Raw genomic sequence first — 25,109 nt, 5'->3', positions numbered from 1 at the left:
GGTATCAAAACCTATTGACCGTCGCGAAATGCCACCAACGCTTCGGCAACCCGTTCGCTAACACTTTGCCAATCTCCCAAACTTGGCTGGCGAAACAATCGCATCGTCGGATACCAAGGACTATCTTCCCGTTCTAACATCCATCGCCAGTCAGCGCGATCGCTCAATAACGTCCAAACCGGCTTACCCAAAGCACCCGCCAAATGCACCACCGACGTATCCACACCAATCACCAAATCCAGTTGGGAAATCGCCGCTGCCGTATCCCCGTAATCCTGCAACAAAGGTGCCAAATCTTCCACCACGACATCCCCAGGTAGCGACTGCAAATCCCCTTCCCGTTCTCCCTTCTGCAAACTATAAAAAGCCACGCGAGGGGTTTTCAACCAAGGCAAAAAATGGGATAATTGACAGGAACGATTGCGATCGTTTTTATGGGTGGGACTGCCTGCCCAAACAATGCCCACTTTGATTTTTGCTTGGGAATGGCGCGGTTCTGGCAGTTGAAATCCAGTTTTATTTTGCGGAACCCTAACGTAAGGAACATTGGCAGGAACTGTCTGCAAGGTCGTTCCCAAAATATGCGGCAAACTCATTAACGGCGCGTAGGTATCAAAATCGGAAACAGAAATTTTCCCCGGTAGCATGATTTGGTCTACGCCATCCACCGTTTGCAGCAACGGCATTAACTCCGCAGTGCAAACCAAAATAATCTTTTGGAATTTGGGCGCTACCAAGGGAATATACCGCGCAAACTGTATGGCATCGCCAGCACCTTGTTCCGTATGCAGCAATAGGGTAGCATTGGGGAGTTCCCGACCATCCCACATGGGATGCGGCGATTCAAATGGCGTAAATTCCGGCGTCTGCCAGCGCCACTCCGACTCGGCAAATCCCCGCGCTAACTCGCCCATGCGCAACAAAATCATGCCTAAATTAAAATGAGCCTGTGCGTAATCGGGTCGAAGCGCGATCGCTTTTTGCAAACAGGCTACCGCTTCGGAAAAATTCTTCAAATTGGCAAAAACATATCCCAAAGATTGATAGGCAGCCGCATTGTCTGGTTCCTTTTTGAGAAATTCTCGCAATTGTTCTATGGCTTCCTCACTGCGATCGCAATCTCCCAAAACCACACCCAAATTATACTGCGCCACCTGCAAATCCGGGTCCAACTCCAAACAACGCCGATAGTGCGCGATCGCATTTTCTAAATTTCCTGCATAATATTCTCGATTGCCAGCTTCCAACGCCTGCTGTGCTTTATCTTTGCTGTTAGCATCCGAAACCTGCGGCTGTACCACCTCTTGCAACGCCTCATCCGGCAAAACGTAAGAACTCGCCAGCAAATTCTCATCCCAATCAATAATTTCCGGAAACCGAACCCCCGCTAAAACTTGCACGGAAAAGATTTCCTGCACCGCCTCTTCAAACCGCAAAAACGCCACCGTTTCTCCCGTTTGGATATTCACCACCCAAACCCCACAAATACGTTCGGGTAACTCTTCCACCAAAGGAATACCACTGAAAACCGCACTCTCGCGTACCTGCGACAGACCAATAAACGCCAAATCGCCGCAAAAATCAATTCCCCGGGTAAACCCAGGAAACTTCGCCACCGTCTGCCAAGTTCCCGCTTGCGGGTCTACCACCGCCAACGTTCCTTTCCCCGATTCCAAAACCCACAAACGACCGCGATACCAACGCGGCGAATGCGGCATCGACAATCCCCGGCAGAGAATCCGATTTTCCTGCACATCCATCAAAATTCCGCCAAACGCCTTGTGTTCCCGCCAGCCACCATCGGTATCCGTTTCTGCCAACGCCGTGACATATCGCGGTTGGTTATCTCGAACCGCCAACCCATTCAAGTGACAGCGATCGCCCAAACTATACCCACTCACAAATGGTGGTCGCCAGCGGGGAACAAAACTGTGGTGAAAATCGCAAGTACACAAACAAGAAAAACGGGTATTCACAAACCACAACTCATCCCCAATATAAGCCATCTCGTGAATATCAATGTCTCCCGTCACGTGGCTGCGGCGGGGAAGGTAACAAGCATCGTGTTTGCCAGCCGGTTCGATTTTTGGTGCCACAGCCGCCACATTCCGCAATTCCCAAATTTGATGCGCGCATCCCACCGCCATTTTTTCTTGGTCGGCAGCCAACCCCATGGGTTTGTTAAAAATCCGAAAGTGGGTATTGACCGTATCGCCGTCGGCGCGAACTGCAATCACCTTACCGGCTTGATACGTGGAAACCACCAAAGAAATCCCCAACTGCTGTAAAATTTGGGATAAATTGGATGTATGGACGCTGCGCAACGGTTCGCTGGCAGCCGGTGGTGCTGGTGCGTTCATGGGTGATTTTTGCAAATAAGGTTCGATGGCAGTTAGCAACTGGGGAATCTGTCGGTCCCAGTGCCAGTTTGCCATAAATTGGGCCGCGCGATCGCCTTTTTCTCTTGCTGCTTCCCGGTCTTGGTAAACCCGTTCCCAAACCGCCACCAATTCTTCCACTTGCGATTCTCCCCATCCTTCCACCCCCCGAAATTGCGGTGTAGGTTGCACCGGACCTTGTTCTTGTAAAATATAGCAGTGGTTGTCGCTAATAATATCCAAATGTCCCGTATTGGCAGATAAAACCGTAGGAACCCCGCAAGCCATGGCTTCCATCGCCACCAAATTGGTACCTCCTTCGGCGCGATTGGGAAAAGCCGCCACATCCGCTTCTCGCAAAATATCCGGCAAGGATGCGTGGGGAACCAAGCCGACATCACAAACGGATTCGGCGGGAATGCCATTGGCAGCCAGCCATTCGGTAATCTGCAATCTGCCGTTAGCATCAACTTGAGGAATCCCTTCTACGTGAGAACTGCAAGCAATTTCTTTGATAAACTGCGGCCAGTGGTTATGCCAGGCTACAACCAACAAAGCATCGGGATGGTTTCTATGAAATTCGCGGAAGGCAGCAATAACAATATCTTGCCCTTTGCGATATTCCAGCTTGCCGCCGGAAAAAATAACAAAGCGGTTGCCAAATCGGTTGGTTTTGGCAGCGGGATAAAACAGACTGCCGTCAATGCCTTGAAATGCGGTGGTGACGTGTTGGCAACCCCGCGATCGCAATATTTGGGCATTCCAACTGGAACCAGCTACAATTAAATCGTATGCTTGGCTGCGCGCGATCGCTTCTTGACTCAACTGGGTATTTTCAAAGAAAATAATCCCAAAGCGATGGGTTCCCAAACTCGGCGGCGCATTGCCGACCAATTGATTTCCCAAACTGTGCAAAACTGGAAAATTGGCAGATGCTGTAGAGAGAGAATTGGTGGGAAATTGGGGAAAATCCTGCTGCTGGCGTTGCAAAAGTGGGGTTAGCCACTGGCGAATCGACGGGCGATCGCTTGCCGCCGCCGGTGGTACCATTAAAATAGGCATCCAATCTGCACTTTGGTGCAGGTAGCGCGCTAAATTGGTGCCGTATACGCCCCAGCCTAACGTAGGATTGACCGGCCAGCTAATACCCAGGGATTGTACCATCAAAAAAGCTTACATTGTGCGGTGAGTCCGTGGAATCGCGATCGATCGTGGTAGATTTATATAACATCAATTGGTATTTTTGTCAAATTCCCTCTATCTCAACCACTACTTGGGAATCCAACAAACCAACTGTTCTTCTTCCGCAGCATTGGGGTCTAGCAATTGCAGGTGGTTGTCTTTGCAAAGCCGACGTACAATTTTTTTCGCCTGCCATGTCTTGAGATGGGGAAATTGTTCCGTTGTATTGGCAATTAACGTGGGAAATCCCAGCATTTGGTTGGTGGTGACCAAATTAAGAATAAAAGTTTCTATCTGTTCGGTATCAATGACATCTGGTTTTCCATGACCTGTTGGCTGGCTTGGCGGCGAAGAACCATTGCCATTTTTTGCCGCTACCTGAGATTCCTGTTTCTCATTTTTCTGGCTAGCAGTCGCAGTCGTGGAGGGTTGGTGGCTTTGGCGAACAACTTGTAAATCCTGCAACAGCGGACAATTTTCTAAAATATCTGTTTCCACAATTATAGATTGTAACTCTTCCACATTGAGAGTTTTATCTTCCAACAACAGTTCTCTGGATGCTGCCGCATTCATCAAATTGTGATAGGTAGCCAAATAATGTACCGATTCTAACGTGGGAACGAGGTGGTGGTGGAAAGTAGAATCTTTGAAAATACGGCGATAAATTTGATTGCCTTTATTGCGAGGATTTCCCACCGTTTCATTCCGCAACAAATACAAACTTTGACACCCTTGCCGGTTTAAAACCTTTTCGCAAGCGCGCATCACGTGGTAAAAATTGCTTAAATTGCGCTCTTCCGTCCAAACAATTCCCACGCGACCCCACTGAGAAAGGGAATCGTAACTGATAGAATTGCTAGCATATTTGCTGCCTTCTAGGAGTTTTTCCTGAATGCTTTTCACTGGCAAAACCGCTAATAAAACTTCCCGCAACATTTGAATTAACTCTGGCGCAGAGAAATGGCGAATGTAGGTAATTTTTTCTTGATTTTTACGATATTCTTCCTGCCAGTATAACTGCAAAGCTGCTACTAAATTGCTTTGGCTATCGCTGTCTTTATCTTTGCCAGAGGGTTCCGGTTCTGGTTGAATTTGTTGGTAGTGGTTTTCAATGGCATCGACGCCTTCAGTTTTGGCAATTTGAAATAATTTTCTTCCCAAGACCAAGACGTTGCGGGGGAGGGTTTGACCGCCGGGGAATTTCTCTTCTAAATGTTTGCGTTGGAAGGGATAAATGGGAGTTTTTGGTCTTTTGTTCGCCTTAGCATGCAAGTTGGCAAGACGAAAACGCCACAAAGATTCGGCTTGGTCGAGATGGATGGGTTGCAGTTCGATATGTTGGTCGATTCTGGCAAGGTCGGCGGGTTGAATGCGATGTTGGTTTTGCCGCCAGGTGTCTTTGATAACGCTGATGATAATTAAAAAGTTTTTGAGTTTTTCGTTGTGAATCATGGAGTTGAGGCTAAAAAGTGCCTGCAAATCCAAGGAACCGTCGGGGAGTTTGGGAATGTTATCGAGGTTATCAAAACAGAGAACGATGGGTTGGGTTCTGGTGGAAATTTTGCCGAGATTGGATAGAATATTTTGGGCGGCACTTTCGTTGTCGATGGTACTGCGAACTTGTAATTGTTTTAAGGTTTCTTCGTCTAAATCGTCGCCTTTTAACCAATCGCAAGCATCGTTGTACAAGCGATCGCTGGTTAAACTATATAAAATACCAAAAAACTGGTTGGCGTTGTAAATGCCTACGGGATAGGTCGATTTAAAATTCTGGATGAAAAGTTTTCTCTCCCCCATAATTTTCTTAACCCAGCCGGTATCGTGAAAGGCTGATAGGCTACGCAACCACAGCATCAACTGCGATTCTTGTTGGTTGTGGGGGGTATACATTAAACTATCGACAGTATTGCGCAGGGTATGTCGCCAAATATAACTGCTATCCGGCCAGGGTCCAATATAGGCAAAAAATGCTTGGGGATTGAACAAGTATTTTAATCTTCCCAACAGGTAGCTTTTGCCGGAACCGGAATCGCCGGATAAAAGAATGGTTCGCGTGCGTCGATCGCTTTTGATTTGTTCTAAAATATCCGATATCGATGCGATCGCTTCGGCATGGATAGAATCTACTGTTTCGTTGGGGTCTTGTTCTTCTTCCCAAAAATTCCCCGGTCGAAAACTAACCGAGTCAAAGGGATTGGCTTCTTGTTGGATAACCTCGTCAATAGATGTCACGAGAATCTCCTCACCATCTAGCTTGTCACTACATAAATTAGCTGTTCTTCCAGCTTCGCCTGGGGGTCGAGAATCTTAATTTTGCCATTTTGCTGGCACATAGACCCCAAAACCTCATTGGCTTGTGCCACTGTCACCTGGGGAAACTGGCTGACCGCTTCTTTAACTACTTGCTGTCTGGCAATACACTGTTGGTTGAGCAAGCGATTCCACAGAAAATCCTCCAGGGAGACGGGTTCGCTGGTGGTTTCGGCTTCGGTTTCGGCTGGCGTTGGCGACGATGCGGCTGGTTTTGGCGAACTCGATCGCACCACGCCTAACTCTTGCAATAGAGTACATTCTGATAGAATATTGGCATTGCGTACGAGATTTTCCAATTCGGATAAATCCGGCGTGCGATCGCCAATTACCAATTCTCCTGAATAAGCGTCGTTGACCAAGCTGTGGTAGGTGGCTAACGTTTGTACGGAACTTAAATCGGGAATCAGATGGTGGTGTTCCTCCCCGGCAAACAATTCTTGGTGGAGTTTGTAACCAACGTTGCCAGGGGTACCAATATTTTCCCCGCGAATCAGATACAGGGTTTGGCATAGTTCCCGGTCTAGGGTTTCCTGACAAGCTTTCAGCAAGTTACAAAACTTAACCAAATTGGGGTCTTCCGACCACGCCACGCCAATCCATTTATCCCCATTGTTGGGTCGAAAGGAAATAGAATAGCTAGCATAAGTACGACTGGGTAAAAGTCGCGATTTGATTTCTCCTGCTTGCAACGCCGATAGCGCCTCTGCCAGGATTTGGATCAGTTCCGGCGAAGACAGTTGGCGAATCCGGGTAATGCGTTCTTGGGTTTGGCGAAATTTCTTCAACCAAACCATTTTAAATGCCGCTAGGGGGTCGGAAGAATCTTTTAGTTGGGGTCTAGCGCCAGCCTGTTGGAAGACATTATTTTTTAGCAGGTCTAGTTTGATATCCTGGTAAAGCTGCCTTCCCAGCATCAGGGTATTGCGGGGTTTGGTTTTGCCGCCGGGGAATTTTTCTTCCAGAACTTCGCGATTGAGGGGATACAATAAAGGCGGCCGGGGATTTGCTTGTTGGTGCAGCGGTTCCAACCGACTCATCCACAAAGCTTCCGCTTGGGTTAAATTAATTTGCCGCAAGCTGATGGTACGATCGATGCGATCGCGATCGGTAGCTGGCAGGCGATTGGCATTTTGCCGCCAAGTATCGGTAATAATGCTAATCACCACCAAAAAGTTTTTCAGTTTCTGGTGGTGGATAATAGAATTCACCTGAAACAGGGTCGGCAAGTCAATATTGCCATCTGGCAGCCGCGCCACGTTATCCAACTGGTCGAAACACAAAACAATTGGCTTGGTTTCGATGGAAATGCGTCCAAAATTGGCCAGGATTTTCTGCGCCGCATCTTCCGTTTCGATGGCACTTTGGACCCGCAGCGCCTTCAAACTTTCTTCGTCTAAGTCATCGCCGCGCAACCACTCGCAAGCCAAATAAGCGAGTTTGGGGTTGGTCAGTTCGTAGAGAACCCCAAAGAATTCGTTGGCGTTGTATATGCCAGAAGGATAGGTTTCGCTAATTTTGCGAACAAAGGTTTGTCTTTCGTCGCGGAACCAGTCGAGAAAGCTACGCTGTTTGAACGCCGACAATCCCCGCAACCACATAATTAGCTGGGATTCGCTAGCGCCTTCGGGAGTTTCCAGCAAACTGTCTACCGTGTAGCGGAGAATGTGTCGCCAAATGTAGTCGCTAGCGGTAAAGGGTTCGATGTAGACAAAGAAAGCACGATCGTTCAGCAATCGCCGCAGCCTTCCCAGCAAATAGGTTTTTCCCGACCCCGTTTCCCCTTCCAACAGCAAAGTTCGGGTACGATTGTCGGCAGCCACGCCGGCTAGAATTTCCTGGATTTGCGCGATCGCTTCGGTATGGATAGAATCGACCGTTAAGGTAGGGTCTTGTTTTTCCTGCCAAAAATTCCCCGACCAGAAGGTTTCCGTGTCGAAGGGATTGGGATTTTTCTGGATGACGCGATCGATGGATGTCATAGCTGTGTGTGGTCGTGGTGGTAGTGGTTTGTGCTGCGTCGTTGTAACCCCGCTACTGGTTGTTACGACTGGTTGCCTATTTCAATAGGATAATGAAAAATAGGGGACCGCCGACATTTTGTTCGATGCCAGCTTCGATTTGTTCGGTGGTGTACGCATGGGTTTCTTGTAGGGAACTCAACTCTATTTTGTCCTGTTTCTGCAATCGATACAATGCACTATCCACATCTTCGCGGGTCATAGGGGGTTGTAATTTCTGCCGCAGGTAAAAAATTGGTAGGTAGTTTTCCGTTTGGTGTTGGCGATCCAACTCGGCAATGGTATTGAGGATTTCCTCATCGCTGGGAGGTTCGCTAAAGTGGGGAATCGTGTCTTCTTCAGCCGTTGCCGTTTGGTGGCTTTCCGGCAACGTTTCCCCCGGCAACTCCCCTGACGACTTGCGCAGCAAACGTAAATAATTCCCCAGCAATTCCAAACTAATGGTGGGAGTTCCGGTGGGGGTATATTCTTCCCGCAAATAGGTTTCTCCCCGCTGGGTCAGCCAAACATCCTTAATTTTGGTTTTTTCCGCTTTTAGCAATCCCCGTTCGATCAACGTCGATAAAATTTCCTGGCGTTTGGCACTGTCAATCCCCGTTTTTCCCGGAGATATGGGTTCTTCCGCATTGCGCAAAGCCTTGAGTTCCTCCTTGGTAATGGGCAATCCCGTGGTATCCTGTTTGAGGAGTGCCTTTCCCGGAGGCGCGGTTTTTACCTTCTCTAGTTCTGTAGAGTACTCGATCAGTTCCCGTTCTGCCAGACTGCGGCAGATGCTATCCCTCTCCGCCGCTTTGGTTTTGGGATTGGGTTTGAGTTTGGTAATGCTGGCGTGATATTCGGGAAATCCCACCAACTTTAATAAAAATTTTAGTTCTTTGGCATCCACGAGTGCTTCTCCACAACAAACCGTTCGCAACCGATTCTTTATCATAGTTGGTTCGCGAAATTGGGTAAAGTGGGGGCGAGTAAAACCAGAGGTTGCCACCAGCTAGAAAGAGAATGGGATTTTTCTGGCAGAAGCTCTTACTCCCAAAAATAAATGAAGAATCGCAGCTTATCCCTGTTTTGTTTTTTGTTGGTTTGAAAACGAACCAGCATCTAATTTTTTAGTATAGCAATTTTCAAGATTTCACACAAAACAAGCTACAGAAAATCTGCTTTTTTTCTAGTTTTATTTCCTCGCAACGATCGATAAAAGGACGCTTTTAAAGATGGTTTTAGAATTTTCGCTCCAGATTTCTTGATTCTGTCAATGTAGTAAGCTACAACAGCACTAGCAAAACGGTACGAAATATGCAACCATCTCGACCAAAACGAATCGTTCATGTAGCAGATATTGAAATTTCCCCAACTTCCGGCATGGGAAGAGTTGCGTGGTATTGGCGGCAGGCATTTGAACGACGTGGCTATGAATTTATTCATCTAGGACCTCAAGAAGTCAAGGTAGTTCCCCAACGCAGCGGCAGCATACGCGGATTGTTCCCCTACGGTGCTTATTGGACGTACAAACGTTTGGGAGAGCGAGCGGATTTGTTTCTCCTCCACGAAGCCGCTTCTGCACCATTTTTAAAGAAAAAGATTCCCACGGTGGTTTTTAGTCACGGACTCGATCGCCGTCTGTGGCAGCTCAACCAACAGCGCGGGGTTCGATTTCCTTGGAAAACCCGTCTTTCATATCCAATTTGGCGGCTGCGACCGTGCGATTTGGGAGGCAAGCATGCCGATTTGCTGGCTTTGATTAACAGCGAAGATGTAGAATTTGCCCAACAATACTACCAGCGCGATCGCGAAACCATCTATATATTTAAAAATGGGGTTTACGCATCGCAACTTACCGAAAACGACGCGCCGCCAGAAAAAATTACGGTCCTATTTCTCGCTTCTTGGATTGGCAGAAAAGGCATTCATACGTTGGTGGAAGCAGCCAAGCGCTTGCACGAAAAAGGTTGGGAAATTTATTGGTTGCTGGCAGGAACGGGTGCCGACAAGGAAACCGTGCTTGATTTCTTCCCAGAATCATTGCATCCTTTTATAGAGGTTATTCCTCGCTTTCAAAGGGATTCGGAAGCCGATTTGTTTGCACGTTCCCATATTTTCGTACTGCCAAGTGCGTTTGAAGGGCAACCTTTATCTTTGCTGCAAGCCATGGAAACTGGACGTTGCTGCATTACCACCAATTGTTGCGGACAGCGAGATATCATTCAACATGGGGAAAATGGATTGCTACACGAAGTTGGCGATGCCGAAACCATGGCCTCGCTTGTGGAACAATGCGTTCGAGATGACAGCTTCAGAAAGAAACTGGGGGAAAATGCGCGGTTGTCCGTACAAGACCGCAGCTGGGAAGCTGTATCGGCAGCTTTTGTCGATAAAATAGAAGCTACCTTCTTTTCATGAAGGTTGACAAACAGTACTATCAAAATTGCCTGTTTCCACCTAAAGTATTTGTATGCGCATTGCGATCGTTTCCGCCACGTTTCCCTATCCGCCAACCCGGGGAGGAACGGAAGTTAGGACCTTTCATTTGCTGAAATATTTGAGCCGACATCACCAAGTGATGCTGGCAACCCAGCGATCGCCGGATGTCACCGATGAAGAAGTGAATACCTTGCGCCAGTGGGTGACGGAATTGGCCGTATTTCCCCCTGCCAAGCAACCTGCTAGTAACAAGCTAGGGAAACTCCTGCGTTTTGGGAAGTTTGTTGTAGAAGGAACCCCTCCCAGTATTGCCAATTCCTATTCTGTTCCCATGCAACAATGGCTTGACAGCCGGGTTTCCGCGGGAATCTGCGACGCCATTACCTGCGAACACAGCAGCAACGAACAATACATACGATCGCACTGGCGCGATCGCATCCAGACCCTGGTCAATATCCACAGTTCCCTATACGGAACTTGCAAGCAGCAATTGGAACATGGTACCAGTACCTCCCCCAGACGCGATTCCGTATATTTGCCTTTGCTCCACCGTTACGAAAAACGCTACTGTCAAAAGTTTTCTCGCATTGTCGTCACCACCAATGACGACCGAGAACAAATCGAGGCTTTTTCACCGGCAGCCAAAATTGCAGTGATTCCCAACGGCGTGGATTTGCAAGCTTTTCCTTACCGAGAGCAAGACCCGGGGGGATATCGGTTGGTTTTCACAGGAGCCATGGATGCATTGGCCAACATCGATGCCGCGCGTTTTTTTGCTGCAGAAGTATTTCCCCATATCCGAAAACAATATCCCCAAGCCGAATTTTACATTGTTGGTGCCAGACCCCAACCCGAAATTTTGCAGCTGCAAGAGCAACCTGGGGTTACGGTGACCGGTCGGGTGGATGCCATGAGCGAAATGCTGCATCAAGCAACTGTTTGCGCAATTCCCATGCGTAGCGGTTTTGGGATTAAAAATAAAACCTTAGAAGCTATGGCAGCCGGCGTTCCCGTAGTGGGAAGCGATCGCGGTTTGGAAGGATTGCAAGTAGATGCGCCGACCCAACGTGCCTTGCGTGCCAATCGTCCCCAAGAATATATTAGCGCGATCGCCCGGTTATTCGATTCTCCCCAACTACGTACCGAACTATCGCAAAACGGCCGCCAATACATTGTCAGCGAATTTAGTTGGGAACGCGCCTGTCAGGAATACGAAGCTTTCCTTTGCGACAGCGAAGGGGCCAACAATCTGCCATGAGCAAAAAGACGGGAACCCTGACCAAAGCCATTCGTTACTTCTTTTCCCTGCTGGTTTTGTTTGCAGCCACTGGCGGGTTGGGAACTACGTTGGTGGTTGCGGTAGGGGGGGGTTGGATTGGATATAAATTAATTGTCAATCCCCAAGCGTTTCTGTGGATCGACCAATATTTGCCCCCAGCCAACCGCATCTACACCGGTCAAAACCCACCGCTGACGCTTTCGCAAATCCAACAGCAAATTCGCGCCAGCGATCGCCTCGCTGGATCTCCCCTACCTTTGTGTTCCCAATCCCAATGTAATCTCGCGATCGCACAAAACATAGCAGGCACCCATCAAAACCAGAACCTACAAGCCATTTTATTACCGGTTTTGAAAAAAAAAGCAAACTGCGACGCCAATTGCAAAGTTATTGAAGAATTACGCATTTACCAACCCATTCAAGCACCGCAATGGCAGTTTCCCGGTCTCGATCCTTCCCAACTATTTCGCTTGGTCGAACAAAAAACAGTTACCGGACCGCCAGAATCCTTTGTCATCGCACCAGTTGCCAACCGGAATATCGCCGGCAGCAACACACCAGTTCCTTTGACGCAATGGCATCGTTTTCCCAACGATGCACCCCAGGATGGCATTTGGATTCACTTAAGTGGCATGCGCGCGGTCAACAATACCTCCATTGTTTACGGACAGGTATTGCATTATAATATAAAACACAATCACGTCAGTAAATTATTAGACTGGACCAGCCCCAGCGGACAAACCCCCTCCTGGAAGCAAGTGACAGGCACCCAAACCCCAGAACTGGTTATTGACCAAAGTATAGGCTTGGAACCCAAATTTCAGCTGTATCAAGTGAAACCGCGCAGCTTTTTCCTCAATCCCGTACAGTTGGTTCCTGTTTCTTTTACAGAACCAGTTCTGGATCGACCCACCTACCAGGATGCGTTACGGCTGGCGCGCAGCGGTTTGTGGTCCCAGGCAGCGGAACAATTTCGCCAAGCCAAACAGCAAACCCTCGCCAACGAAAATTACTGGCCCAACGAAGCTCAAGCACAGTTGGATTTAGCGGTTATGCATGCAGAAATTGCCCAACGGCAGGCAGAAGCCGCTTGGATAAGTCCTTCGCAAGAGGTGTTGGCGAAGCTCATTGATGGTCGCTGGGAGTCGGCATTGGGGGTTTTTCAAACTTCCTGGCGTCACCAACAGGCCATTGCGAAGCTGTTGCAAGATGAGTACGACCGCCTATGGCAGCGGGTGGAAACGGCTTTGCGCGTTCATCCCCAACAGCGATCGGCACAAGTTTGGGCGGCTTTGATGGTTGGTTCTCGTCAGGGTACGGCGGCGGCTTGGGATTGGTTGGAGCAACAAGAACAAGTAGATGCTCGGACAAGGGTGTTTATTGGCAAGCTTTTGCGCCAGTTGGAAGCGGCTTTGGCACAGCGACCTTTACAGCGTTCCCACCAGAGTCATATTATCGGTACAGCAGAGTTTTTGGAACGACCTAATAAGGAGAATTGGTGGCAGCCAGCCGGTCGGTTATCCCAGAAAATTGCTGAGGAACGGTCGTGGTATCGTATTCAAGTTACTAGTTGGCACAATGGCAGTCAGTGGCAACCCGAAATTTCCTCAGATGTCTTTTTGCCCAGTTTGTGGCAGCAGTTGGGATTGACGATAGACCCGCAATTGCAAGTGACTTCCTGGCGGCCTAACGGCGATCGCGAAACGATTTCCGTAACGGTGAAAGCTCTGCGCCATCAGGGTAATGACGTACAGTTGCTGGCGACAGGACCTTCCCTATCTGTTGCTAACAGCAGAGGCGCTTTGGCGTTTACCCAACAAGCTTTGACATGGGTAGACTCCCGGGTAATGACTTTAAAAAGTTTGGCAGCCGAAAAACCTGTGACCGTTCAAAATCTCTTACCGCAGCTGTGGAGGGAACTGCAACTGCTCCGGTTTTCTATATCGCAACCCATTCCCAGCATACCGAAGTTGCGATCGCAGTTTGGCAATTGGACGATCGAATCGATCGACCTGAACGGCAATGGCGATTCTGAAATTCTGCTGACCCTGCAAATCCAGGATTCTAGAGAAGGCAATTGGCAGTCAGTACGGCTGAATACTTTGGATACCAATCCCTGGCAAACCCATACGTTGATTTTTTCTCAGGATGGGAATTTGCTGTATAACGAGTTTCGGAGTTTGGAAAAGCGATCGCTGTTTGGTGCGATTCAAATCGGTGAGGAGCAACCACCAGCTTTGCTTTTTGCGACCCCTAGTGGCTATAAAGCAATTGCTTGGCAAGGATAAGTGTTGGCCAATCCAGCGTTGAGGCAGGAAAAATTTCTCTGCTTTCCCGGATGGGCTTGCCGATATCGGTATTTTCCGTATATACTCGGAGAAAAGATTTCATTCTTATGTCCGTGTGGCAAATAACCCGCAGCGGACGTGGGTTGGTTTGGGTGGTTTGCAGGCTGCAAAAGACGCTGCCTCCCACTTCTATAGGGAAAAGGGGGAATTTCTCAGACCCATAGAAGATGGGGGTGTAAAATCCCAATACCATATCCTCCCATTTCTGAAAAAAAATGATTGTCTGGAGTTTCCCAATTGCCCATTTTACCCGTTATTTCCTACAAAATGCCCGATTTTCTATTGCATACTTTTGAGGAAATGGTATAAGTTTTATTGTCAGAAAAAATTATTACGGCGATCGCTATGAACCCATCTCCTATTCTTTCTATCGTTACGCCAACTCGTGGGGATTTTTCTGATGAGTGGTGCCACGAGCTGTTGAAAGTTCGCGGTGAGGTAGAGTTTCTGTTTGTCTACCATCCTTATACATCTATCCGAGAAATCACTGATACGCGCGTTCGTTCCTTGGTAAGCCCCTATAAAGGGGAAATGATGCAGCGACATGTAGGATTGCTCAACGCGCGCGGAACGTACTTAGTAGCCCTCGATGACGACGATTACATCCATCCAGATATCGCACAGTTGGTGCAAGAATATTTTCAAAGATTCCCCGATAGCTGGATATTACGCTTGAGCAAGTGCAATATTGACCATCAAGACCGGGAAAATATCGAACGCCCTTGGGAGCAGCTTCCCGATGTCAACCGGCTAGAGATTTTGAAAAAAACACCAGAAAATCCCTATCCTTTTCAAAGGGGGAAATTCCAAGGTTTGCTAGAAAACCCCATCGCTCCTATAGACACAAAATTTGATTTTCTCCACGCCTGTTTTGTCAAAGCGCGAAACGACCACAAAGGATATCACTTTGAAAACTTCAACAACATTGTTTGGAAAACCGAACTCGTGCAAAAGGCACTGCCCCATCTATCGGAAGCAACCAAACTTTGGGGGCATCTGACTTGGATTCCCGTGACAGGGGCCGATCGCTTGACAGCATTGTTCGTTCAAGCCAAGTTTTATCAAAAAGATCGCATTATCGGCCACTGTCTGCCCAAACCAGAGCAAATTCGTTATATTTACAAAGAAGCCTCTTTGAAGCCCCCCAGATTTCACGTTTTTACCGATTTTCTCTTGCTAAAGCAGTTTCCTCGATATGGTTATATGTGGAATTTATTTTTAAGCAAGCTGTATTTAGTACCGAGAACTTTTGCCAAGTTGTTGAAATGGCAACTGTGGCAGACAGACAAGCAAGTTTAGAATCTCACTCGTCGCTGTCGCGGTATCTTTGGGGCATGCCCACTGGTGACACCCCGGCGATCGCTTTTAAATTCTGCGATCGCACCAACTCCATAAAATTCAAGCTGGAACGCCCTTCCAACTTGGCCACCGTAGCGATTCCATCCAACAGCGCCTTAGCTGCCTCTACCTTGCTATATCCCCGCCTGCTGGCAAGGCGCAATGCCTCCTCATCGGCGCGCAACTCAGCTTTCACCCCCCGCTGCGCGCGCCAAATCCGATTGGCTGCCAAAGCACTCAAACCACCGGCAACCAATATACCAATGGCATCCCCTTGGGAAAGCTCAAAAATCGTACCAAAAGCCCCAGCCGCCACCACACCCTGGGGCCACTCCAAACGAAACCATTTGGTTCCCTCAAATTTAGCCACCGCTCGCAATAGCAACAAATCGCGCTGCGGTAAGGGAATTTCCGACCACAGGTCAAAATTAATCAAAATTTGATAGTTGCGCTTCCAAGGCAGGGCAACTGGCTCTTCGATAGGCACAATTTGCTGGGATTTGCTCACCAGTTTGGTCGCCATCCGGGCAGAAGCTGGCATCAAATCCAACAAACGGGAAATTTCTTCAGATGGATCGATTTCGGGCATAGGACATCAACAATTGGTGGTTGTTGGGCTTACAATGGAAAGGACAATCCGGCAACTGGCTTGGGAACGTTGGCCGCTTGGATTTGCGGGGGGTAATGGTTCTCTACTAAACGACGGGTATAGCTCCTTCCCCTGCAGAGAACGATTCTCCTTCACCAGACGCTTCGCGAACGTATAGATGACCATGTTAGACGCATTTGACCCGACTCCTCCCGATTGGACATCTTCAGCAGTTCACGTCTTAGAATTTCGCTGCCCGGTTTGCGGCAGTAGCCCCAAAAAAGCCGAACGGGTTTGGATCAACCGCCGTTCTCCCGTTTTTACCGAGGAAAATCGCCGCAAATGGCAGGAATTTTACCAATGTTCCTGCGGCAGCTGCTGGTGGGCGTGGAGCAGCGATCGCCCACCAGCCGCAACGGAAGAAAACGAAGAAGACACAACGTTGCCACCGGAAGCATGAACTTGCCTGGTAGCAAGTCGCCAGTTGGGGCAGACAGGCGCAGCGCTTGCTTTTAGAACTTAAGCAACGGTTGGAAGCCATGTTTGCCCGAAAAATGACCGATTTGCTCCATTTTTTCCACGGTGATTTGGTTTCTACCCCAAGAGAAGTTGGTATACAGCTTCTCAAACTCCAACAGCATGGATTCGGCAAAACAAGCAAACAACTGGCGGGTGGGGGCATCCATATTCACCAAATCCATAATATGCCATTCAATATCGAGGGAATGTTCCACAATACCGCCTTTCAAGACGTAGACCCCTGGCATCTGAAAGTGGCGGTTGAGGTTTTTGGGATATCCCCCATCAATCAGCAGACAAGGGCGTTTGAGCTGGCTAACATCAATCTCCAACCCCTTGGGCATGCTGGCGACCCAGACCACAATATCTGCCTCCGCCAGTGCCCCATCCAAATCTACAATCTTGCCGCGACCTAACTCCTCTTGCAAGGCATGCAAGCGATCGCGATTGCGCGCCACCAGCAGCATTTCCTTGGTGTCGGTTCGCATATTCAGCCAGCGACATACGCCACTACCAATATCACCGGTGGCACCCACCACAGCTACTTTAGCCGTCGATAGATCGATACCCAACATCGACGATGCTTTCTCCACTTGCTGGCTAATAATATAAGCCGTGTGGGTATTGCCGGTCGTAAAGCGTTCCAACTCCAATCGGATATTGCGCACCTGCCGGATCTGGTTCAGGTTGAAATTTTCAAAAACAATAGAAGAAAATCCGCCTAAAGCCGTAATCTTCAGCCCTTGCTTTTGCGCGTGTACCATCGCATTGACAATTTTGCGAACGGCAGCTTTCACCCGCTGGCTGGCTAGCATTTCCGGCAAAAAGCACGACTCCACGTACAAACCTTCAATCGTTTGACCGATCGCGCTGGTCACCTTAATCCGATCGACAACCAACGGCGGGGCGCTGCACCAAAAGTCCAGCCCCTGGTTGGCATATTCCGGATAGCCCAGCCGGCTAGCCACAGCCTGAGCGTGCTCCAAACTCGTCAAATGACCAATTAAACCAAACATGAACTGCTATAGGTAGTAAGCCTGCGAACTAGGCAAAATTCTGGTGACAGATCCAAGATAGTTCAAAACACTCCCTAATAGTACAAAAAAATCCTGCAATCGAGGCGATTTTTCTCAATAAGTTGCCATCTCTGCTCTATCCTAAAACACTAAGCCTTGCAGGGGAAGCGGAAAACCACCGCCCTCTTGGAGGCACCGCAGCTACTCCCTTCCCCTACAACTGGCAAGGCATTCCCCGAGCGAACCTACACCGAACGCAATCCGTAAGCCGACATGCGCATAATCTCGCGGGTGGTGAAACCAATATTTTCTAAAGCTTCCCCATAGGCAATCATAAAATCTTCAATGAGGGCATCTTTTTCCATGCCGATTGCCTCCACATCAGCTTCCACCGCTGCCAGCATTTGCCACACCAAGGGCAAATTTTCCTGGTTGGCCGTTTCTAGTTCGTTTTTCGAGGTTTCTAAGTTTTGCGCCAGCCACTCTTCGGCGTAGTTGCGGTGTTGGTATTCATCCTTGACCACCCCTTCGGTAATTTTGCGGGCAAAGGGATCGGCTACGGGAATATAAATGTTATACGCCGCGATCGCAAAACACTCCACAATCAATCCTTGGATCAATAGGCAAGTAACGATTTTTCCTTGGGCTGCCGCCTGGTCGAAGTTTTGGTGTAGCTGGCGAAACAAGCCTTCTGCAAAATCCATATCTGGGGTCACTTGCAAGTTGCGACCGCAAGCTTCAAAGCCCTTTTGATGGCGATTTTCCATTTTCGCCAATTTTTGCAATTCCTCTTTGTCTTCGCCCAGCATCTCAGCCAAGCGCAAATAGTTGTTGTAGGCTTGTTTTTCGCCTTCGATCACCAAGGCATTGATGCGGCTGTAAGCACTTTTGTATTCTGAGCTTTGGTAGTTCAGTTCCTGTTGGATGCCCTCTAGCTGCGGCATAAAATCAAAGTCTCCTGTACGGTGCGTAAAAACTTCTCAATCACAAAATTAACCTTAACCGTTCTCAAGAACCTGCTAAGGTAATCAAAAAAACAGCTGTTTTTATGGAACAGCTATAGTGTACTGTACCTATTTCTAAAAAAAAGTGGCAATTTTGCAAACATTTGCTTCCCGCGCTCGCTTTTTCCAACTTCTCAATACCTGCTTGCTGGTTTTGGGGGCTGTCGTTGTCTTGCTTCCCCTAGCAGTGGTCTTTCTCGCTTCTTTGACCCCCACTGGGGTGTTGGGCAATTTCGACGAAATTACCCTGGAAAACTACCGCACAGCCTGGGCGCGGGGCGATTTTTGGTTGGCTTTTGCCAATTCCACCCTGGTTGCCCTGGCGGTGACGGCCGCACAAGTGGTAACATCCGCTTTGGCGGGATACGCCCTTGCCAGACTGCAATTTCCCGGCAGGCGCACGTGGCTCCTTTTGGTGCTAGCCAGCCTCGTGATTCCTTTTCAACTGCTGGTGATTCCCATTTTCCTGGTGTTGAAGTGGGGGCATCTGCTCAATACCTACGCTGCCCTGATTCTGCCCACCGCCGCCAACGGTTTTGGCATTTTTTTATTGCGTCAGTATTTCCTGACCTTACCGGTAGAATTGGAAGAGGCGGCTGCCCTCGATGGTGCCACCCGCTGGCAAATTCTTTGGGAAGTGATGCTGCCCCTTGCCCGCCCGGCGGTGGTCACGTTGTTTCTGTTTACTTTTATTGGTGAATGGAACGATTTGTTTAAACCGCTAATTTTTACCACCCGACCGGAATTGCGCACCGTGCAGCTGGCTTTGGCGGAGCTTCAGGAACAGTTTACCAGCAATTGGTCTTTGCTCATGGCAGGGGTCACCATTGCTACCATTCCCGTGGTGGTCTTGTTTTTGCTGGGGCAACGGCAATTTATCCGCGGGATTGCAACTACTGGTATTAAAGGGGATTGATGGCAAACAGTTGGGCGAATTCTGCCGCATCTTATGCCCCTCCTTGGTTTTTGCGCCAGGGATGGGCAATGACGATTTACGTAGCGCTCTGGGGGCGGCGTTCCTGGCAAGACAGTACCGTCTATGGGGCACCGCCCTACCAAGAAAAAGTTTTTGCTGGGGCTGGGGAGGTACCGATTTATGGTTGGGTGGCGGTTCCCGAGAATCCGCGCGCTACCATGGTCGCAACCTATGGTATTACGGGGAGTTTGGCGAATCAATGGTATTTGCATTTGCTGGGGCGTCAGGCTTTTGCCCGGGGATATGCGGTGGTTTTGTTTGATTGGCGATCGCACGGCAAAACGGCGGAACTCTCCCCCACCCTCACTTCGGATGGTCTCTACGAAGGGGAAGATTTTCTGGCGATTGCTGCTGCTGCCCAAACTATGGGTTGCCCCCCGCCTTTCTGGTTGGCGGGATATTCTTTGGGGGGTCAAATGGCTCTGTGGGGTATCAAAAAAGCCCAAGTGGCAGAAACTCAAGAGATTGGTGGCGGGATTGCCATTTGCCCCAACCTCGATTCCAATCGCTCTTTATCGTATCTGGTGCAATCTCCCATTGGTCGCTACGTGGAACAAGGTATTGCCGGCAACCTCAAAAAACTGGCTTGGCGGCTGTATCACAATTTTCCCCAGGAGATCGATGGCGATGCCATTGAAAGAGCAGACAGTATTATCGGGTTCGATCGCGAGTTGGTAATTCCACGTTTGGGATTTGCTTCGGTAGAAGAATACTATCACGCCAGCAGCCCCCTACTGTTTCTAGACGATTTGCAAAAACCAACCCTGATTATCTACGCCGCCGACGACCCATTTTTTGACCCTTCCATCGTTGCCGAATTGCAGCAAATTAGCCGGGAGAATGCCGCTATTGATTTGTATTTAACCGCCCATGGCGGTCACGTAGGTTATTTAAACAGCCACCGCCGCCAGCGCCAACTCGGCGATCGCGATCGGTGGTGGGCTTGGCATCGTACTCTAGATTGGTGCGACTGGCAGCTACAAAAGCGATAAAATAATCATAAGATTAACTTTTGTAAACTTCTCAATGTCAACGTTCCATCGGAGATAGCGTTATGACCGTGCAAGTAGGCGATCGAGCCCCAGATTTCACCCTTCCCTCTCAAACTGGCGAATCCATCAGCCTCAACCAGTTTGTGGGCAAACAACCCGTGGTTTTGTATTTTTATCCCAAAGATGAGACCCCCGGCTGTACCAAAGAAGCCTGTGCGTTTCGCGATCGCTACCAAGTATTTCAAGAAATGGGCGCTCAAGTTATTGGAGTTAGCAACGATTCCACCCAAGACCACCAAAAATTCGCCGCCAACCACAACCTACCGTTTATTTTATTAAGCGATCGCAAAAACGAAGTCCGCAAACTCTACGGCGTTCCCAACACCCTCTGGATCCTACCCGGTCGCGTCACCTACGTTATCGACAAAGAAGGCACCGTACGCCATATTTTCGATCGCATGATGCAATTTGACGCTCACGTGGAAGAATCCCTGAAAGTACTGCGATCGCTGCAGTCTGTTTAAGTGATGCGTGGGGGTGTACCGAGCGTACCGAGCTTGGGAGATACAATTGGTTGTTCGATCCGACACCCCGACGCTCCGAAGCCCTCTGCAAAGACAACCATGAGCAAACCCTACCAAACCATCCCCATCGAAGACTGCCAAGAACCCCTCATCCCCATTCCCACCACAGAATTTTCCTTTTGTTCCCCCCATCCCTACGCCCAGCTGGGGGCACCCTACGGCGATACATCTCCTTTTTGCCTGCGGGAAGGGGTTTTGCAGCGGCTGCAAACAGCCCAAAACTACCTGCAACAAAAACATCCCCACTGGCGGATTCAAATTTTCGACGCCTACCGCCCCATCGCCGTGCAGCAATTTATGGTAGACCATACCTTTACTGAAACCGCCAAAGCGAATGGATTGCATCCAGATTCGATGACACCTTCCCAACGCCAGGAAATTCAAGCCCAGGTAGAAAAATTTTGGGCACCCCCTAGCCACAATCCGGCAACGCCACCTCCCCACAGCACGGGTGCTGCTGTCGATATTACCCTTGCCAACGAAAGCGACGAACCCCTGAATTTGGGTTCGCCCATTGATGAAATTTCCCCCCGTTCCGCTCCCGATTACTTTGCTGCCAGCACTTCACCACCGGAAAGTCACTACCATCAGTTGCGCTTCCTGTTACGAGAGGTTATGCTAGCGGCGGAATTTCAACAACATCCTGCTGAATGGTGGCATTTTTCCTTTGGCGACCAACTGTGGGCTTGGCTGACCAACCAGAAATCCCCAGCAAATTCCACAGTGGCACGGTACGGTCGCGTAGAAAAATCCTTGTAGTGGGTGACCGGCGGTTCGATTCTCTGCCCAAACAATTATGAAAAAGATTATTTCTCTGGTTGTTAGTCTGGTTATTCTGGCGATTATCTATACCAAAATTGATGTAACTCAGTTGCTGCAAGTTTTTCAAAATAGCGATCGCTTGTGGATGGTGGTCAGTTTGGCAATGGTAATTCCGCTCACCTTGCTTACGAGCTGGCGTTTGCAGCAACTCATGCCTCGCAGTGGCGTACTGCGTTTCGGCGAAGCCAACCGGCTAATTTTAGCTTCCAGCACGCTGAATATGATTTTGCCTTCCAAAATGGGCGATATTGCCAAAGCTTATTTTATGCGAGAACGGGGACATTTGGCAGGGAGTTTGGCGCTGTCGCTGGTGATTTTCGAGAAAACCTGCGATATGCTTTCCCTGCTGCTTTGGTGCGTGTTTGGGTTATTTTTTTATCCCAACAAGGATGTTTTGTTTTGGGTGATGACCCTGGGAGTAGCGGCTGGTTTGCTGTTAGGAATCCTCCTGTTAGGGTCTCGCCGCTTTGCCTATTTCTTTTTTACCCAAACCCATAAAATTGCCCCAGGCAAGTTCAAAGCCAAAATCGATCGGTTCCAATACGCCTGGGATGAAATGCACGGCTATTTTTGGGGCGAACCTACCCACTTAGCGAAAGTAGCGCTGACGTCGGTATTTATTTGGTTCGGTCATTTATTACAAATTTGGTTTTTTATTTTTGCCCTGCGCGCTTCCGTTCCCTTACTGGCGAATTTGGCGCTTTCTCCCCTGGCGATTTTGGCTGGTTTGCTGCCTTTGACCTTTGCCGGCGTGGGGACACGGGATGCGGCGCTAATTTTGTTTTACCAACCCTATTTTGGCGATGCCACAGGAGCAGCGTTGGGGTTGCTTTGCACTTCTAGATATTTTATACCGGCTGTAGCAGGTTTGCCCTTTCTGGGGAGGTATTTCACCACCGTACGCCAGTTTAAAGGGTCCAAATGAAGGTGGCACCTGCTACGGCCGGGACCGCTGAGAAACTCCTCAGGTAGGATTCGAACCTACGACCAATCGGTTAACAGCCGACCGCTCTACCACTGAGCTACTGAGGAACGCATTTTTTATATTAACCAGAGATTAAAAGTTACGCAAGGGGTTTTGGCAATTTTTTGGGCAAAATTTTGGAAAAATTTTTCTACGGGCGGTTTTTCCCAAGATTTCCCTAACGAGCAAAATCCCCCAGCAACTAGCCGGGGGATGCTCAAGAGCGAATGCCAAAGCGGAGTTTGTCCAGGCGTTCTTGGGCGTCTGGATCGAGGGAACGCACCAAAAACCGACCTTGCGATCGCTTGGGGGTTCTCTGGTTGCGGCGGACGCTGCGCGCCATACGGTCGATGTCTAGCTCCAGTTGTTTGGCCGACATCCATTCGGCCCCATATCCCATCACGGTAAGTTGTTGGGCGCGATCGGAGGTGGCCACGATCGCCCGCAGTTTGCGATATTGGGGACGTTGGGCCAGTTCGGCACAGACTTTTTCGATGTAGTCGTCCGCGGTTTGACCGGATTCGGTATAGTAAATGCTAACGTAGCGGGTAACTGCTTCCACGCTGCTGGGTTCGCCGCGAAATTGGGCGTCAAAAACCAGCCGAGTTTCCCACTTTTGACAGGCGCTGTAGTTGACCAAGGCTTCGGTCAATTGATCTCTAGCGGCCTCCAAACCGTCGCGATCGCGAATTTTTATGAGATGGGCCCAGCTACCGACAATATTGTAGCCATCTACAAGCAATACCACCCCAGATGTTTGCTGTGACATGGTTCTTAAGTAACGACATCCCGATTGACCAAAAGCTGGTTGCGTCTGCAGATTGTAGAATGCCCCCATTTGGCCCCCACCAAAAAAACGCCGCCATACGAAAGTTGCCCCCACAGATGGTTCGGCAACGGGGGTGGCGGCACGATGATCCCATAGCCTTTCCCATAGGGGGACGCACCTAGGCGAAAGTTCTGGTCAAACGCTGTTTCAGCCGTTGCGGATCGCCGCTATCCACCACTTTGCCTTCCTCTAGCAAAAAAGCACCATCGCAGTAGTCCAGTTCGTCCAGACGGTGGGTGACCCACAGGGCCGTAATCTGCTTGGTGCGCACCAGGTTGCGTACCTGCACCACCAAGTCAATTTGACCGTCCGGATCGAGCAAAGCGGTGGGTTCGTCCAAAAGCAAAGTGTGGCAGTGACGTGCGATCGCGCCAGCAATGGCCACCCGTTGCTTTTGACCGCCGCTGAGGGCATAAATAGGGCGTCGCTGCAATCCCAGCAAGTTGACCGTTTCTAGGGCTTCGTCTACTCGGGCGCGAATTTCGGGAAAGGAAAGTTGTTCTTCAACCAACCCAAAGGCAATGTCTGCCCCCACTGTGGGCATGACCAACTGCCGGTCGGGATTTTGAAACACAAAACCGACGGGTGGCTGAATATAGATTTCCCCAGATTGGGGGGCGAGTAACCCTGCCAAGAGCCGCAGCAGCGTAGATTTGCCGCTGCCGTTGGCACCCAGAAGCATCCAAAATTCTCCCGAGCGCACTTGCAGGGAACAGTTGTCCAAGATTGTAACACCGTTAGACCATTGGAAGTGCAGGTCTTGGACTTGAATGGCTGTTGGGGGGGTCACCGATGGCGAACGGTTCATTGATTCAAAGCAGCAAATCCGGCGACTCGGTCGGCTGAGGTCCCCGATTTTTGGGACATTTGCACGACAGAGATTTCGCTACACAAAACGGTGACTTTCTTACCAGCATCGCGATCGCAGGTAAGTTCCATAACCTTCGGTTCCCCACTGGTCATGGCTGCGGTTAGTTTCTGGTATAGCTCCTGAGCGTCGTTTTCTTCTTTACGCTGGACCGAAATGGGGGCTGGGCTGTATTTGAGCATTACATCGATGGTATACATAGTTGCCAATCTTTACATTGGTACAGTTTGGTGTGCCAGTTCCTAGTATCTCAGATTTCACCAGCGATCGCCGGTCGGAATCCCACAAAAATCTATCAGTAGCGACCACCGGGAGTTCCCGGGACTTGGCAACGCCTGGTCGGGAAAACCAAGTTGTTCCCAGGTTCTTTATAAAATTTAACAAAAATTGACAGTTTTGCCTTGGCGAATCTCATATTTTCGCTATAATAATGGATGGGATCGTAAAGAAAAGTAACATCTATGGACATATCGTCCCTTTTGTGGTTTGTCCACCGACTAGCGAAAAAGGAATGCGATATGCTTTCATAGAAGATAACGACCCTGCACTTATGTAATCGTTGGAGATATCAATATGACCATCGCAGTCGAACGTCCGCAAGTAGAACGCGGCTGGTTTGACGTACTCGACGATTGGCTGAAGCGCGATCGCTTCGTCTTCGTCGGTTGGTCC

At 49.3% G+C, this 25,109-nt stretch carries 20 protein-coding genes and 1 tRNA gene; 10 read left to right on the top strand and 11 right to left on the bottom strand.

Annotated features, from left to right (window positions below):
• Nucleotides 1-11: 11 nt before the first annotated feature.
• The 4 genes from AS151_RS20095 to AS151_RS20080 form a co-directional block, all read right to left on the bottom strand.
• Complete coding sequence (locus AS151_RS20095) at nucleotides 12-3,542, bottom strand: TIGR03032 family protein (RefSeq protein WP_084639814.1); 3,531 nt, start codon at nucleotides 3,540-3,542, stop codon at nucleotides 12-14.
• Between the two features lie 105 nt (nucleotides 3,543-3,647).
• Complete coding sequence (locus AS151_RS20090) at nucleotides 3,648-5,792, bottom strand: AAA family ATPase (protein WP_071518847.1); 2,145 nt, start codon at nucleotides 5,790-5,792, stop codon at nucleotides 3,648-3,650.
• Between the two features lie 17 nt (nucleotides 5,793-5,809).
• Entirely contained in the window at nucleotides 5,810-7,852 is a 2,043-nt protein-coding gene (locus AS151_RS20085) for an AAA family ATPase (protein WP_071518846.1), read from the bottom strand.
• Between the two features lie 76 nt (nucleotides 7,853-7,928).
• Nucleotides 7,929-8,777, bottom strand: a complete 849-nt coding sequence (locus AS151_RS20080; RefSeq protein ID WP_071518853.1) for a hypothetical protein — start codon at nucleotides 8,775-8,777, stop codon at nucleotides 7,929-7,931.
• 407 nt (nucleotides 8,778-9,184) lie between these two features.
• Here AS151_RS20080 and AS151_RS20075 point away from each other — a divergent pair, with 407 nt between their 5' ends.
• From AS151_RS20075 to AS151_RS20060, 4 genes are all read left to right on the top strand, one after another.
• Nucleotides 9,185-10,288: a glycosyltransferase family 4 protein gene (locus AS151_RS20075; protein WP_071518845.1), complete on the top strand. Its 1,104-nt coding sequence runs from the start codon at nucleotides 9,185-9,187 to the stop codon at nucleotides 10,286-10,288.
• Between the two features lie 52 nt (nucleotides 10,289-10,340).
• Entirely contained in the window at nucleotides 10,341-11,567 is a 1,227-nt protein-coding gene (locus AS151_RS20070) for a glycosyltransferase (RefSeq protein WP_071518844.1), read from the top strand.
• Nucleotides 11,564-13,876, top strand: a complete 2,313-nt coding sequence (locus AS151_RS20065) for a hypothetical protein (RefSeq protein ID WP_071518843.1) — start codon at nucleotides 11,564-11,566, stop codon at nucleotides 13,874-13,876. The genes AS151_RS20070 and AS151_RS20065 overlap by 4 nt, the downstream gene beginning before the upstream one ends.
• 405 nt (nucleotides 13,877-14,281) lie before the next feature.
• Nucleotides 14,282-15,235 carry a glycosyltransferase family A protein gene (locus AS151_RS20060; protein ID WP_071518852.1) on the top strand — a complete coding sequence of 318 codons (954 nt, stop codon included), beginning with the start codon at nucleotides 14,282-14,284 and terminating at the stop codon, nucleotides 15,233-15,235.
• Nucleotides 15,236-15,239: 4 nt separating this feature from the next.
• Here the strand turns inward: AS151_RS20060 and AS151_RS20055 are convergent, their stop codons facing one another.
• Nucleotides 15,240-15,863: a DUF3318 domain-containing protein gene (locus AS151_RS20055; protein ID WP_084639812.1), complete on the bottom strand. Its 624-nt coding sequence runs from the start codon at nucleotides 15,861-15,863 to the stop codon at nucleotides 15,240-15,242.
• A gap of 184 nt (nucleotides 15,864-16,047) precedes the next feature.
• On the opposite strand from AS151_RS20055, the gene AS151_RS20050 reads away from it, so the two are divergent.
• On the top strand, nucleotides 16,048-16,323 hold the full coding sequence (locus AS151_RS20050) for a hypothetical protein (protein WP_071518850.1): 276 nt from the start codon (nucleotides 16,048-16,050) through the stop codon (nucleotides 16,321-16,323).
• A gap of 52 nt (nucleotides 16,324-16,375) precedes the next feature.
• Here the strand turns inward: AS151_RS20050 and AS151_RS20045 are convergent, their stop codons facing one another.
• Nucleotides 16,376-17,398, bottom strand: a complete 1,023-nt coding sequence (locus AS151_RS20045) for a long-chain acyl-[acyl-carrier-protein] reductase (protein WP_071518842.1) — start codon at nucleotides 17,396-17,398, stop codon at nucleotides 16,376-16,378.
• Between the two features lie 245 nt (nucleotides 17,399-17,643).
• Nucleotides 17,644-18,342 (bottom strand): aldehyde oxygenase (deformylating), encoded by a 699-nt coding sequence (locus tag AS151_RS20040; protein WP_071518841.1) that lies wholly within the window; start codon nucleotides 18,340-18,342, stop codon nucleotides 17,644-17,646.
• Nucleotides 18,343-18,496: 154 nt separating this feature from the next.
• On the opposite strand from AS151_RS20040, the gene AS151_RS20035 reads away from it, so the two are divergent.
• The 5 genes from AS151_RS20035 to AS151_RS20015 all read left to right on the top strand — a co-directional run bounded on the left by AS151_RS20035 (nucleotide 18,497) and on the right by AS151_RS20015 (nucleotide 22,701).
• Nucleotides 18,497-19,318: a carbohydrate ABC transporter permease gene (locus tag AS151_RS20035; protein WP_084639816.1), complete on the top strand. Its 822-nt coding sequence runs from the start codon at nucleotides 18,497-18,499 to the stop codon at nucleotides 19,316-19,318.
• Nucleotides 19,318-20,370: an alpha/beta fold hydrolase gene (locus AS151_RS20030; RefSeq protein WP_071518840.1), complete on the top strand. Its 1,053-nt coding sequence runs from the start codon at nucleotides 19,318-19,320 to the stop codon at nucleotides 20,368-20,370. The genes AS151_RS20035 and AS151_RS20030 overlap by 1 nt, the downstream gene beginning before the upstream one ends.
• A gap of 62 nt (nucleotides 20,371-20,432) precedes the next feature.
• Nucleotides 20,433-20,894, top strand: coding sequence for a peroxiredoxin (locus AS151_RS20025; protein ID WP_071518839.1), 462 nt, complete (start codon nucleotides 20,433-20,435; stop codon nucleotides 20,892-20,894).
• 99 nt (nucleotides 20,895-20,993) lie between these two features.
• A complete protein-coding gene (locus AS151_RS20020; protein ID WP_071518838.1) occupies nucleotides 20,994-21,713 on the top strand; it encodes a M15 family metallopeptidase in 720 nt (239 codons plus the stop codon).
• A 37-nt stretch (nucleotides 21,714-21,750) separates the two neighbouring features.
• Nucleotides 21,751-22,701: a lysylphosphatidylglycerol synthase transmembrane domain-containing protein gene (locus tag AS151_RS20015; RefSeq protein ID WP_071518837.1), complete on the top strand. Its 951-nt coding sequence runs from the start codon at nucleotides 21,751-21,753 to the stop codon at nucleotides 22,699-22,701.
• A gap of 35 nt (nucleotides 22,702-22,736) precedes the next feature.
• Here AS151_RS20015 and AS151_RS20010 read toward each other — a convergent pair.
• The 4 genes from AS151_RS20010 to AS151_RS19995 all read right to left on the bottom strand — a co-directional run bounded on the left by AS151_RS20010 (nucleotide 22,737) and on the right by AS151_RS19995 (nucleotide 24,637).
• Nucleotides 22,737-22,808 (bottom strand) — tRNA-Asn (locus tag AS151_RS20010).
• A gap of 149 nt (nucleotides 22,809-22,957) precedes the next feature.
• On the bottom strand, nucleotides 22,958-23,509 hold the full coding sequence (locus AS151_RS20005) for an NYN domain-containing protein (protein ID WP_071518848.1): 552 nt from the start codon (nucleotides 23,507-23,509) through the stop codon (nucleotides 22,958-22,960).
• 178 nt (nucleotides 23,510-23,687) lie between these two features.
• Nucleotides 23,688-24,377 (bottom strand): energy-coupling factor ABC transporter ATP-binding protein, encoded by a 690-nt coding sequence (locus AS151_RS20000; protein ID WP_071518836.1) that lies wholly within the window; start codon nucleotides 24,375-24,377, stop codon nucleotides 23,688-23,690.
• Nucleotides 24,374-24,637, bottom strand: a complete 264-nt coding sequence (locus AS151_RS19995) for a hypothetical protein (RefSeq protein ID WP_071518835.1) — start codon at nucleotides 24,635-24,637, stop codon at nucleotides 24,374-24,376. The genes AS151_RS20000 and AS151_RS19995 overlap by 4 nt, the downstream gene beginning before the upstream one ends.
• Nucleotides 24,638-25,109: the final 472 nt, after the last annotated feature.

Origin of the sequence: Geitlerinema sp. PCC 9228 (genome assembly GCF_001870905.1) — a bacterium.
Taxonomy (GTDB): Bacteria; Cyanobacteriota; Cyanobacteriia; order Cyanobacteriales; family PCC-9228; genus PCC-9228.
The sequence above is the reverse complement of the archived record's forward strand: the minus strand, read 5'-3'. Positions and strand labels throughout refer to the sequence as shown.

Coding starts and splice junctions, on each gene's coding strand:
- AS151_RS20095 (WP_084639814.1), bottom strand. CDS start 3,542: ATGGTACAATCCCTGGGTATTAGCTGGCCGGTCAATCCTACGTTAGGC.
- AS151_RS20085 (WP_071518846.1), bottom strand. CDS start 7,852: ATGACATCCATCGATCGCGTCATCCAGAAAAATCCCAATCCCTTCGAC.
- AS151_RS20075 (WP_071518845.1), top strand. CDS start 9,185: ATGCAACCATCTCGACCAAAACGAATCGTTCATGTAGCAGATATTGAA.
- AS151_RS20070 (WP_071518844.1), top strand. CDS start 10,341: ATGCGCATTGCGATCGTTTCCGCCACGTTTCCCTATCCGCCAACCCGG.
- AS151_RS20065 (WP_071518843.1), top strand. CDS start 11,564: ATGAGCAAAAAGACGGGAACCCTGACCAAAGCCATTCGTTACTTCTTT.
- AS151_RS20060 (WP_071518852.1), top strand. CDS start 14,282: ATGAACCCATCTCCTATTCTTTCTATCGTTACGCCAACTCGTGGGGAT.
- AS151_RS20055 (WP_084639812.1), bottom strand. CDS start 15,863: ATGCCCGAAATCGATCCATCTGAAGAAATTTCCCGTTTGTTGGATTTG.
- AS151_RS20050 (WP_071518850.1), top strand. CDS start 16,048: ATGTTAGACGCATTTGACCCGACTCCTCCCGATTGGACATCTTCAGCA.
- AS151_RS20045 (WP_071518842.1), bottom strand. CDS start 17,398: ATGTTTGGTTTAATTGGTCATTTGACGAGTTTGGAGCACGCTCAGGCT.
- AS151_RS20040 (WP_071518841.1), bottom strand. CDS start 18,342: ATGCCGCAGCTAGAGGGCATCCAACAGGAACTGAACTACCAAAGCTCA.
- AS151_RS20030 (WP_071518840.1), top strand. CDS start 19,318: ATGGCAAACAGTTGGGCGAATTCTGCCGCATCTTATGCCCCTCCTTGG.
- AS151_RS20025 (WP_071518839.1), top strand. CDS start 20,433: ATGACCGTGCAAGTAGGCGATCGAGCCCCAGATTTCACCCTTCCCTCT.
- AS151_RS20020 (WP_071518838.1), top strand. CDS start 20,994: ATGAGCAAACCCTACCAAACCATCCCCATCGAAGACTGCCAAGAACCC.
- AS151_RS20015 (WP_071518837.1), top strand. CDS start 21,751: ATGAAAAAGATTATTTCTCTGGTTGTTAGTCTGGTTATTCTGGCGATT.
- AS151_RS20005 (WP_071518848.1), bottom strand. CDS start 23,509: ATGTCACAGCAAACATCTGGGGTGGTATTGCTTGTAGATGGCTACAAT.
- AS151_RS20000 (WP_071518836.1), bottom strand. CDS start 24,377: ATGAACCGTTCGCCATCGGTGACCCCCCCAACAGCCATTCAAGTCCAA.
- AS151_RS19995 (WP_071518835.1), bottom strand. CDS start 24,637: ATGTATACCATCGATGTAATGCTCAAATACAGCCCAGCCCCCATTTCG.